Source organism: Sphingobium sp. TB-6, assembly GCF_012927365.1.
Taxonomy (GTDB): Bacteria; Pseudomonadota; Alphaproteobacteria; order Sphingomonadales; family Sphingomonadaceae; genus Sphingobium.
On record NZ_JABBGL010000027.1, the window covers coordinates 12,066 to 27,140 of the forward strand.

Sequence of the window (15,075 nt, forward strand, 5' to 3'; positions counted from 1 at the left end):
CGCGCCTCAGAGCAATATTATAAGACGAGCCAGAAATTAAGTGCCCACCGTTTTTCCGCCTTGTCAGTTGTCTATCAATCGAATGTCAACGCGTTCAATTGTAGCATTGTTTAACTCATAGGGGGCGGCATAGCGATTACTCACTGGACTCCCGTTGTCGCGCCCCACATCTGCCGTCTCGGCGCCCGCGGAATAGGCGGAAATCGCCGTTACGGGAATGTTTCCTGATGCGACTTCGTGGTTATTAATATAGAGATGCGCGGTACCGGAGCCGCGGTCAGTGCTGCGAAACTCGACGGACAGCGTGGATTTGCCGGGCGAAACCACCTGCGGCGATTCAATGTGATAAATGTCCGCCGACAGACCGTTCACATCGTAGTTCAGCTTTCCATTCTTCAGATACAGACTAAAGCCCGCTTCGGATCCGCCGACTGCCATTATCACACCCTGGCCTCCTTGCTTCATGTCAACTACGGCGTCGATCCTATGACTATTGCCCTTCAACGGCGCGAAGGCTTGGTCGGACATGCCATGCGCGCCGGGCCCATAGTAAGTAAAGTTAGTGGTCCCTTTCCACAGGCGCTCGTTGTTGAGCCGGCCCCGACTCGGGTTATCATCCAGAGGATAGACGTTGTTGGCCAGCGCCTCGCGGTGCCAGAGCGCCTTTAGTTCCTCCAGCTTGGCCGGGTTTGTCGCCGCAACATCCTTGACCTCCGTGAAGTCGTTGGGGCCATACAGATGCCAGACGTCGTCCTTGAAAGGCGTGTTATGCTGGAAATCCCAAGGCGTGGCACGATGTTCGACCACGGCCTTCCAGCCATGGGCATAGATGCCGCGATTGCCCCACAACTCATAATATTGGATTTTGTGTCGTTCCGGCGCCTTTGGATCGACGAAGCTGTAATTCAACGCCACGCCGTCGATTTTCTGCTGGCTAACGCCATCGACCTGCACCGGCGGTGTGATCCCTGCCGCCTCAAAAATGGTCGGCGAGATATCGACGACATGGCCATATTGGGATCGGACCCCACGCCCCTTGATGGCTTTGGGCCAGGACAGGATCATGGGCACGCGGGCGCCGCCTTCATGTGAGGACTGCTTGAAATAGCGGAACGGCGTATTGCCCGCCATGGCCCAGCCGGCGTGATAATGCGGCGTCGTGGCAGGGCCACCCCATCGGTCATAATATTCGAGATTGTCCACCAGGGTCGTGGGCTGTCCGTTGGCGAAGCGCATCTCCCGATAAAGGCCTTCCAACCCACCCTCTGCGCTGGCGCCATTGTCGGAGACGATGAAGATCAGCGTATTGTCGAGCTGTCCGGTGCGTTCGAGCGCATCGAGCATACGGCCGAATTCATGATCCGCCTGCGACAATTGCGCGGCGAACGCCTCCATCTGGCGCGCGTACATCTTCTTCTGATCCGCGCTCAGGCTGGACCAAGCGGGGATTTTGTAACTACGCGGAGGCAGCCTGGCGTCGCGCGGGACGACCCCGAGCCGTTTCTGCCGTGCGAATATCTGTTCTCGGGCGACATCCCAGCCCATATCGAACTTGCCTTTATACATCTCCCGCCATGAGGTGGTCGACTGGTGCGGTCCGTGCACCGCTCCCGTGGCCCAGTAGAGATAGAAAGGCTTGTCGGGCGCCGAGGATTTGGTGCCGGTGATGAAGTTGATCGCCTGGTCCGCCAGATCGGTCGTCAGATAATAGTCCTTGGCGTGAGGCCGCGTGGGGATGAGGCTGTTATCCTGCCACAGATTGGGTTCGAAATGGTCGCTGTCGGCGCCCATGAAACCGTAAAAATGATCAAAGCCCTGTCCGAGCGGCCAGAGGTCGAAAGGCCCAGCGGTACTGGTGAACTGCGCCGGCGTGTGGTCCCATTTGCCGATCGCCATGGTGCTATAGCCCTGGCCGCTCAGAACCTTCGCGGTGGTGGCGGCGCTCTTGGGAATGATGTCGTCATAACCGGGGAAACCGGCAGGCGCCGCCGCATGCGATCCTATATGGACGGCATGATGGTTGCGTCCTGTCAGCAGGGCGGCGCGTGTCGGCGAACAGAGCGAAGTCGCGTGAAAATTGTTGTAGATCAGTCCGCGCCCAGCCACCCTGTCAATGTTCGGCGTATTCGCCAGTCCGCCCAATGCGCCGATCTGACCAAAGCCGACATCGTCCAGCACCCAAATGACGACATTAGGGGCGTTCGCCGGCGCCTTGGTCGGCACCGGCCAATCGGCCACGCTATCCTTGGCGTAGATTGAAATCTTGCCCTTGAAATCCGGTGCATGGACCGGCTGAATAGGAACAGGCGACGCGACGGGTTGGGCTGTCAGGCAGGAGGCCTTCATGACCAGAAGGAGGGGTGCGCCACTGGTAAGCAGCCGCCCAAGTTGAGGAACCGCCCGCTTTTTGCCTGCTTTGCCTGTCATCGTCATCGGCCTCTTCTAATTCCATCTGAAAATCTGCTCAGCGATCAACCCGCTGTCGGCTCGATCATTTCACGTCGATGCTGAGCTGCCGCAGTGCGCCGTCGAACAGATTGGGCGCGGCATAATCGTCCGGCGCGACGGGCGTGCCCCGGTCGCTGCCGACGTCGAAGCTTTCGTCCAGCGTGAAGCGCAGATTGACGGTGGCCGGAATCTCGCCGTGCGCTGCGGGCTTGCCATCCACCAGCAGAGTGAGGGTCGCGCCTGCCTGCTCGGCCGCGGGGCGCCGCGTCAATTGGACGCCGAGCCGATGGTCGCCGGGTTGCAGAGCGGTGTCCGCCGACACCGTGGTCTGCGCGCCGCCCATCATATTGTAGCGAAAGGTCGGCCGCCCCTGCTTGAGGTACCAGCTCAGACCGCCGAACCGCCCGCCCAGAGCAAGCAGCGTTCCATTGCCTTGTCCCTGCGCCAGACGCACGTCGGCCGACAGGGCGAAGCTGCGCGTGGCGAGCGGCGGTGCGACATCCTCGGGGATGCGGTCGGCTGGGCCGTTGAAGACGAAATGGGTCTGTCCGGCAATATAGTTCGGCCGCCCCGCCATTCCCTCGTAGCGATGCACCGGCAGTGCCTTATAACGGCCGGCTTCCGCTTCGAACAGCGCCTTCATCTCTGCCAGCTTTTGTGGATAGCGCGCGGCGACGTCGGTCGACTCGCTGAAATCCTTACCAAGGTTGTAGAGCTGCCATTGACGCCCATCGATATGGGCGGGCTTTGCAGCGTCCCTGCCGAAGGTCCAGGGCATGATCTCCGGCATCGAAGCGGCAAACCAGCCGTCATGATAGATACCCATATTGTCCCAGATGCTGTAATATTGCGTATTTCGCCGGGACGGCGCGGACTTGTTATCAAAGCTGTAGCGCATGCTGACCCCGTCCAGCGGCTGCTGGGGAACGCCGCCCACCTGCGCAGGCAGGCTGACATGTGCGACGTCCAACAAGGTCGGCATGATGTCAATGATGTGATGGAATTGCGGACGCACGCCACCCCGGTCGCGGATGTGATCCGGCCAGCTGATCACCACCCCGTTGCGGGTCGCGCCGAAATGCGACGACAGTTGCTTGAACCAGGGAAAGGGCGTGCTCATTGCGAACGCCCAGCCTGAGGAATAATGATTCATCGTCGTCGGACCGCCAAGTTCCGACCGGCGCGCGTCGATCTGGTCCAGACTGTCGTTCAGTCCGTGGAACAGCGCATGTTCATTGGCTGTGCCGTCGATCCCGGCCTCCGCGCTTCCGCCATTGTCGCCCTGCACATAGACGACGATCAGATTGCCGTTGGCCTGCCTGCGCATCGCCTCGATGACGCGGCCGATCTGATCGTCAGCATAGGCGAGCGCCGCAGCATAAACCTCCATCTCGTGCGCATAGACGCGCTTCTGCTGATCGGTCAGGCTCGACCAAGCCGGTATCGCGTCCGGTCTGGCGGCAAGCTTGGTTGAGGACGGGACAATACCCAGCGCTTTCTGCTTTGCCAGCGTCTCTTTCCGGATCGCATCCCATCCTCGGTCGAACCGTCCGCGGAACTTGGCGATCCATTCAGGAGGGGCATGGTGCGGGGCATGGGCGGTGCCGGGCGCATAATAGATGAACTGCGGCTTGCCGTTGTTGGCGCCGTCAGCCCGATTGATCCAGGCGATCGCCTTATCGGCAAGGTCGCGGTCCAGAATATAGCCTGGCTGGTCCGTCGGTGCTTCCACAGGACTGTTGTCGCTGTAGAGAGCAGGCGCCCATTGGTTGGTATCGCCGCCCAGAAATCCGTAGAAATGCCCAAATCCGAGACCCGTGGGCCAGCGGTCGAACGGTCCGGTCGGGCCGGTTTCCCAACTTGGCGTGATATGACCTTTGCCGAACATGGCCGTCGCATAGCCCGCGTCCCGCAACAACCGCGCGCCCGTCGCCGCGGACTTGGGAATGTCGCTCGTAAAGCCTTCGAAACCCGACGCCGCATCGGTGACATTGCCGACATTGACGGCATTATGGTTGCGCCCGGTCAAAAGCGCGGCGCGGGTCGGCGAGCAGATGCCGGTGGTCGTCATCTGCGTATAGCGTAGCCCCTCCATCGCCAACGCATCAAAGGTCGGCGTGGAAACTGGCCCGCCAAAGGTGCTGGATGCGCCGAAGCCGACATCGTCTGTCATGATGAGGAGGATGCTGGGCGCATCCGGCGCTGGCTTCACCAGGGCAGGCCATTCACCTGCCGCCGGCGGCGAGGAGGCCTGCGCATGAGAAACCGCAGCCGTCAAGGCCAATCCGCTGGCAGCTGCGAGCAACAAACTATGCTTGATCATATGCGTCCTTTTCCGCAACCGGCCGATGGGGAGGGAACCCCACCGGACATGCACGCCATACTTCCATGAGGCCGGCGCAGACTGCCCGGCGCTTCCGTCCTAGAATCGGTAGCCGATTTCCACACCGTAGGTCCGCGGCTCGCCATAGACGCTGCTCTGGATGCCGAGCCCTTCGGCGAGCAGGCCGAGAACGCCGATCCGGTAGGTCTCATTGGTCGCATTGTTGACGAAGGCAGCCACCGACGCACTTGAACCGCCGACATCGTTCAATTCGGCCCGCAGATTCACGAGGGAATAGGCTGGCTCCAGACCCTGTATCTCAAAGTCGTCGAGATACACACGGCTCCGCCAGGTATAGTTCAAGATCAGGTTCAATTTGCCCGTTTCCGGATTGATCGGGGGCGAAATGGTCGCTGTCGCCCCCGCCTGATGTTTGGGCACGCCGCGCTGGTCGAATTCGGGTCCGCTGGCGGATGTGGCGCGGCCCTCCAATATCTTGACCTTGGTATAGGAGTAGAAGCCCGTCAGCGAGAAACCGTCGGTGCTCAACGTCGCCTCAAACTCGCCACCGCTATTGCGCTGCTTTGCGGTATTGTCGACAACGGTGAAGACGTTGCTATTCACGAAGGTCGACCGCTGCTTCTGAACGTCGGATGCGTCCTGCCGAAACAGTGCCGTGCTGGTCGTCAGGCGGCCGGCGCCCAGCGACGTGTTCGTCTTCAGGCCGATTTCATATTCATCGACAAATTCCGGCGCGAAGGGCTGTAGAGCGACATAGCTGGTAGCGCGGGTCGAAAAGCCGCCCGCGCGGAAACCGTGGCGGTAGGACGCATAGGCGGTCACCCTGGCGCTGGGTTCATATTGAACCGTTGCGTCATAGGTCCATTCCTTGAAGCTCTTGCTGTTGGTGAAGGAACAATCGGATAGCGGAACCGTCTGCACGCCGGCGGTGATGGCATCGATGTCGAATGAGCAGCGCCCGGTCGTACCATCTGCGTTGGGGAAGTTTCGCTGCGCGGGTGAAACCGTGATCTTGCGTTTGTCGTAGTTGTAGCGCAACCCTCCCGACAGGGAAAGTTGGTCCGTCATGTGGAACGTCCCCGTCACAAAGCCGGCTGCAGTGCGGGAATAGCCCGTGCCGGGCGTATAGTTTCCAAACAGGATCGCCGGCGTCGTGCGCGGATTGAGCCCTGCTCCCGCTATACCGAGTTCCGGAAGGGTAACGCCGATGGAACCATCGGTACCCTTCTCCTCGAAATAATAGGCGCCGATGATATAGTCGAGTTTGTTATCGAATGCCTTGCCCTGGACCTGGAACTCCTCGCTGATATTCCGCGACCGCGCATATTGATACGGCGTGAGCATGAATGCGGGGATGCCGTCATAGTCCTGCACCATGTCGCGACGCTGCTTCCTGTATCCGAAGATATTCTTCAGCGTGATATCGTCACTCACATTCCAGGTCGCCTTGTTCGTGACGCCCCAGTTTTTCATCCTTTCATACGGCGCGCCGAATGCATCCAGATTGCCGCCGTCACCCGCGCCGATGTCGAACGAAAACCTGCGCGTGCGGAACAGCCGCTGCGCCTCGGCGAACTGCGCGGGAATGTTGGCATCGATCCTGCCGGCCCTACGCAAATTCTCGTAGTTGGTGATCGCTGATGGCTGGGAAATTGAGGTCAGGAAGGCGGCCGTGCCAGCCTCCTGCGACTTGTACCAATCGAAAATTGTAAGGGATTCGAACCCAGCGAACGGCTCGATCAGGGCCGAAATACGAAAACTGTCGAAATTCTGGTTATCGTACCGGCGACCCGTTGTAACTTCATGCGCCCAGCCGTCCCGCTCATGCGTCTTGCCGGCAAAACGCAGAGCGACGCTTTCACCCAGCGGAATGTTAATCACACCGTAGAGATCATGCATGTCGTAATTGCCATATTGGCCCCGGACCTCGCCCGTGAATTCACCCAACTTGGGATGCTGGGGCTCGACCAACACCGCGCCGCCGGTCATGTTGCGACCGAACAGCGTGCCCTGAACCCCCTTCAATACCTGGACGGATTGGAGATCGTAGAACGATTTGCCAAACCCGTAGGGACGCGGCTGAACGACTTCAGCGAAGTAGGTTCCGACCGGCGGATCGGTGAACAGCTGCGTTTCCTGGGTACGCTGGCCGCGCAGCGAAAAGGCGACAGTATTGCGTTGGCTCTGCGAGCTGGTGATTGTCAGCGATGGCGTACGATACTGCAGGCTTTGCGCATCCGTTACTCCCGATCTCTCGAGTTGCGCGCCGGAGAGTGCAGACACCGAAAGGGGCACATCCTGCAACGCCTCCTCGCGCCGACGCGCTGTCACGACAATGTCCGAATTGTCTGACGCAGCCACACCAAGTTTAGGCGCAACCTGCGCCCAAGCTGACGCCGAAATTGCGGATGTACACATCAAAAAGACTGCAGACGACACAAGGCGCTTCACGGCCTTTCTCCTTCCCTCTGTTATATTGAAGACTTGGCGGCCGGTTAGATCGCCTTTATACCATTAGTAATGATGGCTTTGATCTGATCGATTTCTCGCTCAAGCCATTCAATGCTGGAATTGTTGGATTTCAACCAGCGCCTGAAGACTGCATTGCGTAATATTTCGAAATGTCGCACTATGTCTTCGGCTGGTATATCCGCTCGAATCTTTCCGATGCTCTGCAACAACTTCGTGCGGGCTATCCGGGCCGTCCGATTTGGTTCGAGATCGATCACCGGATCATTGTCATCAGAGGAGAACAGGTTCGCGTACTCGACCCCCAAGCGCATTAACACACGACACTCGGCCATGGCCTTAAGCGTCCGGTCAAACCGCGGGAAAAAATCCTCGATTTCACCCGTGCTGAGTTCCGCATTTTCCTTTAGGGGCGTTGTGACAGGCTCACTCAAATGATGCCGTATCACCATCGTGATCAGCGCAGGCTTGGAATCAACATAGTTGAAAAGCGTTTTCCTGGAAATGCCTGCCGCGAGCGCGATCGCATCCATCGACGTCGCGTCATAGCCATCCTTCACGAATAAGGTGGCGGCGGCAATGATAATCTGTTGCATGGTTTGGGCCATGCGTCGTTCCAGACCCGCTATTCTCTCCATAAAACTTTCTCACGGATACACCATGCCGCACTCTCTACACTGAGTGTAATTCCTATACCAGAGCCGCCTCGGCGCCAAGACGACCCATCACATTCGTGATCGCATCACTAGACCGTGGAGCCCTTCATATGACGCATATCCTGCGGTATTATATGAAGTTCCAGCATTCGCCTGGCGAGTAAGGTTTCAGATATGACTGAGGGCACGCCAGAGTTGGTTAATGGTTCGCGCACCGATGCATCGCAGATGAACCCTGAGTTTGGCGAAAGCCACCTCGATCGGATTGAGGTCTGGTGAACATGCGGCAATACCGGGACTGCTTTAACCAAAAGAAATTGTTGAACACTATTGGCGAATTTATAATCCTGAACGAGTTTCTGAGTATTGTGCAGGTTGATATCTTCGGCTTATGCGAACGGAGATCGCTGGTAGCTAACGACAGCTATAGCCGAGGGCCTTCTCCAAAGCTGACAGTCGGCTACGTCCCAGCCTTTGCCGGAAAGCGGACCGGCATTGCGGTCCCAAAGCCCGTCAGCGATGGCCTGTGCTCGAGAATGTGGCCGGAACCTCTTCGCTAAACCCGGCGCCCCGTGACCAGCTGATAAATGACGACAATCACCGCCAGAACAAGCAGCAAATGAATGAGGGCACCACCCACGGGAACCACGAAAGCGCCGAGCACCCAAAGAACGAGCAGAATGAGCAGGACTGTCCACAACATGGGGTGACTGCACGAAAGTGAATTTTACGTACGCGAGAGACGAACGAATGCAGTACGACTTGGGCTAAGGCTGCCGCAGGGGCTACCGCTCACCGAACCCAACAGGTTTTACGGGCCAAACGAACGGTAGCGAGCCAAGGACAAAGCCCAGGAACGTTGCCTGAAGCGGAACCGAAAAACCAAATGCCGGAATGCTCAAGGCTATCAGAGCGTAGGTGTTTGCAGCGACATCACCGATCATAATTGACGCGGCCAGAACCAATCCCGCCCGCCTGAAACGCGAAAGAAGTAGCATAATAGCAAGCGCGTCTAAGAATATCAGTGAGGTCCAGAATAGCTCGAGTAGGAACGGCCCCCAATCATAGGGCCTCCATCCGTATGCTGCAAAGTCTCGCGCATGATTGAAAAAGCCAATCCCAAAACAGGTTATGTAGATGCCGATGATAACCCGAATGCGTGCGTCTACGCGGGAATGTATAACATGGTGACGGATCGGATCGACATTTGGAGCCATAGTTATTATGCTGTTGCGCCTTCCAACGCTTTATAAAGGGCGGTCTTCCCGATTTTCAGGCGAGCGGCAGCCTCGCGCACAGTGAGGCCCGCTGCGATGTGCGCCCGCGCCTTGCGCAACTTGTCGGGGGTGACGACGGGGCGGCGCCCGCCCTTGCTGCCGCGCTCGCGCGCGGCGCGCAGGCCCGCCTGGGTGCGCTCGCGGATCAGATCGCGCTCAAACTGCGCGAGGGATCCGAAGATGTTGAACACCAGCATCCCTCCCGGTGTGGTGGTATCGATATTCTCGGTTAGCGAGCGGAACCCGATGCCTCGCGCCGCCAGTTCACCAACCTTCTCGATGAGGTGGCTCATCGAGCGACCGAGGCGATCGAGCTTCCACACCACCAGCGTGTCGCCGGCGCGCAAATAGGCCAGTGCTTCGGCAAGGCCCGGCCTGTCAGCCCTGGCTCCCGACGCCTGATCATCGAAAACACGATCGCATCCTGCTCGCTGCAGAGCGTCATGCTGGAGCGAGAGCTTCTGGTCGGGGGTGGAGACCCGCGCATAGCCGATCAGCGCCACGGGCCGCCCCATCGTGTCCGTTTTCCCATCATCATGCGATCTTGTCCGAATCGCCATCGAAGGTCCAGAGTTGACGGACACATTCCCGGTGGCCGTCCAACGGACGTCTGACGGACAGCGACATGGAGGGGTTCGAGCTTGGCCAGAAGACACCTGCTGACCCGTGAGATGCTTGCGGACCATTATGATCCCTCGCTCGATGAACGCGAAATCGCCCGCCACTTCACCTTGACCCGGGACGACCTTGAACTGATCGCATCCCGTCGCGGCGACGCCACCCGCCTCGGCTATGCGATGCTGATGCTGTATCTGCGCTGGCCGGGGCGCGTGCTGGAAGCCGGCGAAGCGCCGTCCATGCCGATCCTCGCGTTCGTGGCCCGTCAGTTGGATGTGTCGCCCGCGTCATGGCGCGATTATGCCCGGCGCGACGAGACGCGGCGAACGCACCTTGCCGACCTGTCGCGGCGCTTCGGTCATCTCGTTTTCGGTCGCGCGGATTTCCACGCGTTGGTCGCTTTCGCCATGCCGATCGCGCAGACCGTCATCCAGCCCTCGCGGCTTGCCAGCATAGTCATCGACGAGATGCGACGTCGGCGATTGCTGCTGCCGCCTGTTACGGTGATCGAGGCGATCGTACGACGGGCGCGGCAGCAGGCCGGGGAACTGGTCCATGACGTGCTCGCCGGGGGTTTCGGCGAACCCGAACGCGCACGGCTCGACGCCCTCCTGTCGCGGCGCGACGACAAAAGCGCGACCTGGCTCTCATGGCTGCGCAACCCGCCGCTGTCCCCAGCACCGCGCAATGTCCTGCGACTGATCGACCGGCTTGACCACGTTCGCGCGCTGGGCCTGACTGCATCGCGCGCCGCGACGATCCCGCAGACGGCGTTCGACCGGATCGCCGACGAGGCGGCACGCATCACGCCGCAGCATCTGGCGGAATTGCCCGACCAGCGTCGGCATGCGATCCTTGCTGCTGCCGGCATCCGGCTCGAGGAAAGCCTGACCGATTCTGTGCTGACGATGATGGACAAGCTCCTGGGGAGCATGATGCGTCGGGCCGAGAACCGGACCAAGGATAAGGCGATCGGCACGATCCGGTCATTGCAGGCGCAGCTTCGCCTGCTCAGCGGCTCGTGCCGGGCCTTGCTAGACGCACGAGCGCAGGGCGTGGATTCTCTTGCCGCCATCGGTTCGATCGACTGTGAGAGACTGGGACCGGCGGTCGCGGACGCCGAGCTGCTGATCGCGCCGGAAACGATCGACCGCACGGCCGAACTGATCGAGCGGCAGCGCTCACTGCGCTCCGTGATCGGGCCGTTCCTCAACGCCTTCGAGTTTCGCGGAGCGGGCGCGGTGCAGGGGCTGCTCGATGCGGTCCGCCTCGTGGCTGACATCTATCGCACCGGACGCCGCCGCCTGCCCGACAAACCGCCGCTCCGGTTCGTGCCGCCGTCATGGCGGCCGTTCGTGCTGCGCAATGGCGTGGTCGTTCGCGCCGCCTATGAACTTTGCGTACTCACCCAACTGCGCGACCGGCTGCGCGCCGGCGACATATGGGTGGCGGAAAGCCGCCAGTATCGCTCCTTCGACAGCTATCTTCTGCCATCTGCCACCTTCGACGCGATGCGCGCACGGGGACCGCTGCCGCTGGCGATCGACACCGATTTCGAAAGCTTCATCGCCGAACGCCGCGCCAGCCTAGACACCGTGATCGAGCGGGTGACGATCCTCGCCCGGCAGGGAGAGCTGCCCCAGGTGCGCCTTGACGGCAACGGCTTGGTCATATCGCCGCTCAAGGCAATCACGCCGCCTGGCGCAGAAGATATGCGCCGCATCGCCTATGATCGGCTGCCACGCGTGAAGATCACCGATCTTCTTTTGGAGGTCGATAGCTGGACCGGCTTTTCCGAATGCTTCACCCATCGCCGCTCCGGTCGCGTGGCGGATGACCGCAACGCGCTCCTGACCGTGATCCTGGCCGACGGCATCAATCTCGGCCTGACGCGCATGGCCGAGACCTGTCAGGGCGCAACCTTGCGTCAGCTCGCCCATCTCCACGACTGGTATATCAGCGAAGCCGCCTATGGTGAGGCGCTGGGGCGGTTGATCGACGTCCACCGCACCGTGCCGCTGTCCGCGCTGTGGGGCGACGGCACCACCTCTTCGAGCGACGGTCAGCTCTTCCATGCGGGCGGCCGCGGCACCGCGATCGGCGACATCAACGCGCGCAACGGCAACGAACCTGGCGTCAGCTTCTACACCCACATCTCGGATCAATATGATCCGTTCGCGAGCCGCGTGATCGCGGCGACCGCCGGCGAGGCCCCCTATGTCCTCGACGGGCTGCTATACCATGCCACCGGCCTGTCGATCGAAGAGCACTACACCGATACCGGCGGCGCATCCGATCATGTGTTCGGCCTGATGCCTTTCTTCGGCTACCGCTTCGCGCCGCGCCTACGCGACCTTAAGGACCGGCGCCTGCATCTGCTGCCGGGCCAGGAAGCGGGGCCGCTGCTGACCGGCATGACTGGCGATCCGGTCGCCATCGGGCATGTCGCCGCCCATTGGGACGAACTGCTGCGTCTCACTACCTCGATCCGCAGCGGCACAGCCACCGCATCGGCAATGCTGCGCAGATTGTCCGCTTACCCACGCCAGAACGGACTGGCGCTGGCCTTGCGCGAGGTCGGGCGGATCGAGCGTTCGATCTTCATGCTCGACTGGCTGCGCGATCTCGACCTACGCCGGCGCACCCAAGCTGGCCTTAACAAGGGCGAGGCGCGCAACGCGCTCGCCCGTGCGCTCTTCTTCAACCAGCTTGGCGAGCTGCGCGACCGGCGGTTCGAGAACCAGACCTATCGCGCCTCCGGCCTCAATCTCCTTGTGGCCGCCATCATCCTGTGGAACACCCGCTATCTCGAACAGGCAGTCGGGGCGCTGGCGATCCCGGAAGACATTGCTCGCCATATCGCCCCACTGGGATGGGAGCATATCTCGCTCACCGGCGACTATCGCTGGAATGTCGAAAGCCGCCCAGATCCCGGCCAACTCCGCCCGCTGCGCGCACCGTCATCGCTCCTGGCCGCATGACAGCACTCGCCCGTGTTCACGAGAGGTTCTCCCCTAGCGTACGTAAAACTCACTTTCGTGTAGTGACCCCAAGAAGGGCGAGCGCGGTACCCGTATTGTCTATGCCGGATCGGTCGCCCGCAAGGGCGAGGATGGTCAGGCGAACGAGGAGGACAAGGAACGGCGCATTTCCTTCCTGAAGCGATTTACAGTGTTCAATCGTGAGCAAATTGAAGGTCTGCCCGAAGATCTTTTTCCGACCCCTGCCCCCGTTATTCAGAACCGCGATCATCGCGATCCACGCCTCGATTCCGTTTTTTCCGCGCTTGGCGTCAAGATCGTGGAAAAGGACGGCGGCGCCTTCTACAGCCCGGCCACGGACACGATCACCATGCCCCGGTTCGAAAGTTTCACCAGCGGCAACGCCTATTATGCCACGCTGGCGCATGAATGTGCCCATGCGGTTGGCAGTATCGGCCGATTGAACCGGGAAACCCTGCAAAAATATGGGACCAGCATCGCGATGCGAGCGAAAGAAGAGGCCGTAGCCGAGATTTCGGCAGCCTTCGTTTGTGCAGCGCTGGGCATGGAACCCACCGAGCGGGAGGACCATGCCGCCTACCTTGCGAGCTGGATTTCGGTCCTTCGCGGAGACAAACGCGCGATTTTTCAGGCCGCTACCGCAGCACAGGCCGCCAGCGATTTCATTCTCGCGGCCGCCGAAACCGCAACAGGCCAACAGGCCGCTTGAGCATCCCGGGCGGCCCTCGGGTCGCCCTCCCCTCTGGCAGCAGGATTGCCATCATGACCCAGAAGTCCCCCATCATCGGCCTTGATTGGCGCGACGAGAATTATGGGCCGGTCCACGCCGTGACCGCCTTCCGCACTTCCTCCGACACGATCGATTGGAGCGACCGTATCCGCGCGCGATTCCGCGCGTGCGTGAAACGAGCGGGCTTTGCATTTCACGACGGGCGATGCGCCTATATCGCGACGACCGGCGAGCAAGCCGCGCGCGAGAGAGCCCTGTGCGACGAACTGGCAAACGCTGGCTTCCAGATCATCAGGGGCGATGTTCGCACCCTCCCGTGATGGAACCCCCGATCCAGCGACTGGGAAGCGCCGCTGTCACGGCCCAGCCTTGTCGCCAATCGGGCAAATGTTGCTCGCGGCACACAGCGCGGCACACAGCGCTATACATTGCGTATAGACTGCGGGGACCAATCTCGCTGGAACCCGAAAAATCGCCGCGCCCCCCGCAGGCGGGCGGCGCGGCTTCGACACCCCTTTGAAAAGAGCCACCGACTATGGCAGGTCAGTGGTGCACGAGACGCGGCACGCTTGGCAGAATGGGCGCAGATGACAGATTCACCTCAACGCCGGCCCGTCATCCGAGCCGTGAGCTTTGACGATGTCGGCGCTGCGATCGGGCGCTTGCTCGAGATCGCGTTGCCCCCGACCCGCCCGGCAGAAACCGGCGCATCATCGAAGATCGCTGACTTTTTGCTGGCCTGGTGGGATGGCCTGGACTGCGGCCATTTCCCCATCCTGCACCTTTGCAATGTCGATGCGATCATCGCGGAGGATATGCTGACGATCATGGCCTATCTGGCCCAGCAATCCACCGTCTATGCCGACGCCTGGGGATATAACGACGCGATGGGCGAACTTTGGGAGCGATACCGCGCTCCGGCATGATCGGCCATTGATGCGGCAGCCACTTCCCCTGATGCGCTGAGCCGCCAGAAGCTGCATCCCATCCATCATTCACCAACGGACTGACGCGCGGTTGCGCGGCATGGCCTGCTGTCCTGCTGGCCTTCGCCTTCGAAGGCCATACAGACGGGGAACACGAAGGGCTGCTGCCCTTTCGTTCCCGAACAAAAATCGACCGCCCGTGTAATCCGCCAACCCCGGAGCCCGCCGCCCTGTGGGCGGCGACCAGGCTAGGCGGCTCGCCCGCGCCAGCGGTCGATTTTTGCCCTCCCTCCCCATCCCGCTCCTCGCCGGAGCAGCAGAGCCGCATGCCGCAGAGCAAGCGGCTTTCAGCCAGAGAAAGGAGTGAGAACAATGCCTTCCAGACGATATCAGGGCGATCCCTACTGGAAACGCGCCAAGGTTGACGGGGTCTGCACCAGCGGCACCCCCTACAAGAAAGGCGACCGGGTTTTCTTCTACCCGCTTACCGGCGCCACCTTCGCCGGAGACGCGGCGCAGCGCGCATCGGCCGAGTTCGATGACCTGTCTGCCTTGGAGGACTGACCCTCCCCTCCCCCATCCAATTTCAAGATTTCAGGAGTAGT

At 60.7% G+C, this 15,075-nt stretch carries 11 protein-coding genes; 5 read left to right on the plus strand and 6 right to left on the minus strand.

Going from position 1 to position 15,075, the window contains the following annotated elements; all coding sequences use genetic code 11:
- Positions 1-63: 63 nt before the first annotated feature.
- The 6 genes from HHL26_RS22175 to HHL26_RS22200 form a co-directional block, all read right to left on the minus strand.
- On the minus strand, positions 64-2,433 hold the full coding sequence (locus HHL26_RS22175) for an arylsulfatase (protein WP_346765619.1): 2,370 nt from the start codon (positions 2,431-2,433) through the stop codon (positions 64-66).
- A 58-nt stretch (positions 2,434-2,491) separates the two neighbouring features.
- Positions 2,492-4,771, minus strand: a complete 2,280-nt coding sequence (locus tag HHL26_RS22180) for a sulfatase-like hydrolase/transferase (protein ID WP_169576735.1) — start codon at positions 4,769-4,771, stop codon at positions 2,492-2,494.
- Positions 4,772-4,870: 99 nt separating this feature from the next.
- Positions 4,871-7,123, minus strand: coding sequence for a TonB-dependent receptor (locus tag HHL26_RS22185; protein WP_346765620.1), 2,253 nt, complete (start codon positions 7,121-7,123; stop codon positions 4,871-4,873).
- A gap of 164 nt (positions 7,124-7,287) precedes the next feature.
- Entirely contained in the window at positions 7,288-7,869 is a 582-nt protein-coding gene (locus HHL26_RS22190) for a TetR/AcrR family transcriptional regulator (protein ID WP_169576737.1), read from the minus strand.
- A gap of 604 nt (positions 7,870-8,473) precedes the next feature.
- Positions 8,474-8,620 carry a lmo0937 family membrane protein gene (locus tag HHL26_RS22195; RefSeq protein ID WP_157801354.1) on the minus strand — a complete coding sequence of 49 codons (147 nt, stop codon included), beginning with the start codon at positions 8,618-8,620 and terminating at the stop codon, positions 8,474-8,476.
- Positions 8,621-9,139: 519 nt separating this feature from the next.
- Positions 9,140-9,697: a recombinase family protein gene (locus tag HHL26_RS22200; protein ID WP_169576738.1), complete on the minus strand. Its 558-nt coding sequence runs from the start codon at positions 9,695-9,697 to the stop codon at positions 9,140-9,142.
- A gap of 138 nt (positions 9,698-9,835) precedes the next feature.
- On the opposite strand from HHL26_RS22200, the gene HHL26_RS22205 reads away from it, so the two are divergent.
- From HHL26_RS22205 to HHL26_RS22225, 5 genes are all read left to right on the plus strand, one after another.
- Positions 9,836-12,793: a Tn3 family transposase gene (locus HHL26_RS22205; protein ID WP_169576739.1), complete on the plus strand. Its 2,958-nt coding sequence runs from the start codon at positions 9,836-9,838 to the stop codon at positions 12,791-12,793.
- A gap of 94 nt (positions 12,794-12,887) precedes the next feature.
- Entirely contained in the window at positions 12,888-13,523 is a 636-nt protein-coding gene (locus tag HHL26_RS22210) for a zincin-like metallopeptidase domain-containing protein (RefSeq protein ID WP_169576756.1), read from the plus strand.
- 53 nt (positions 13,524-13,576) lie between these two features.
- Positions 13,577-13,864 (plus strand): hypothetical protein, encoded by a 288-nt coding sequence (locus tag HHL26_RS22215; protein ID WP_169576740.1) that lies wholly within the window; start codon positions 13,577-13,579, stop codon positions 13,862-13,864.
- 267 nt (positions 13,865-14,131) lie between these two features.
- Positions 14,132-14,470: a hypothetical protein gene (locus tag HHL26_RS22220; RefSeq protein WP_169576741.1), complete on the plus strand. Its 339-nt coding sequence runs from the start codon at positions 14,132-14,134 to the stop codon at positions 14,468-14,470.
- A 372-nt stretch (positions 14,471-14,842) separates the two neighbouring features.
- The gene (locus HHL26_RS22225; protein WP_066564473.1) at positions 14,843-15,034 is read left to right on the plus strand and encodes a hypothetical protein; all 192 of its coding nucleotides are present in this window, start codon (positions 14,843-14,845) and stop codon (positions 15,032-15,034) included.
- The last annotated feature ends 41 nt before the right edge of the window (positions 15,035-15,075 follow it).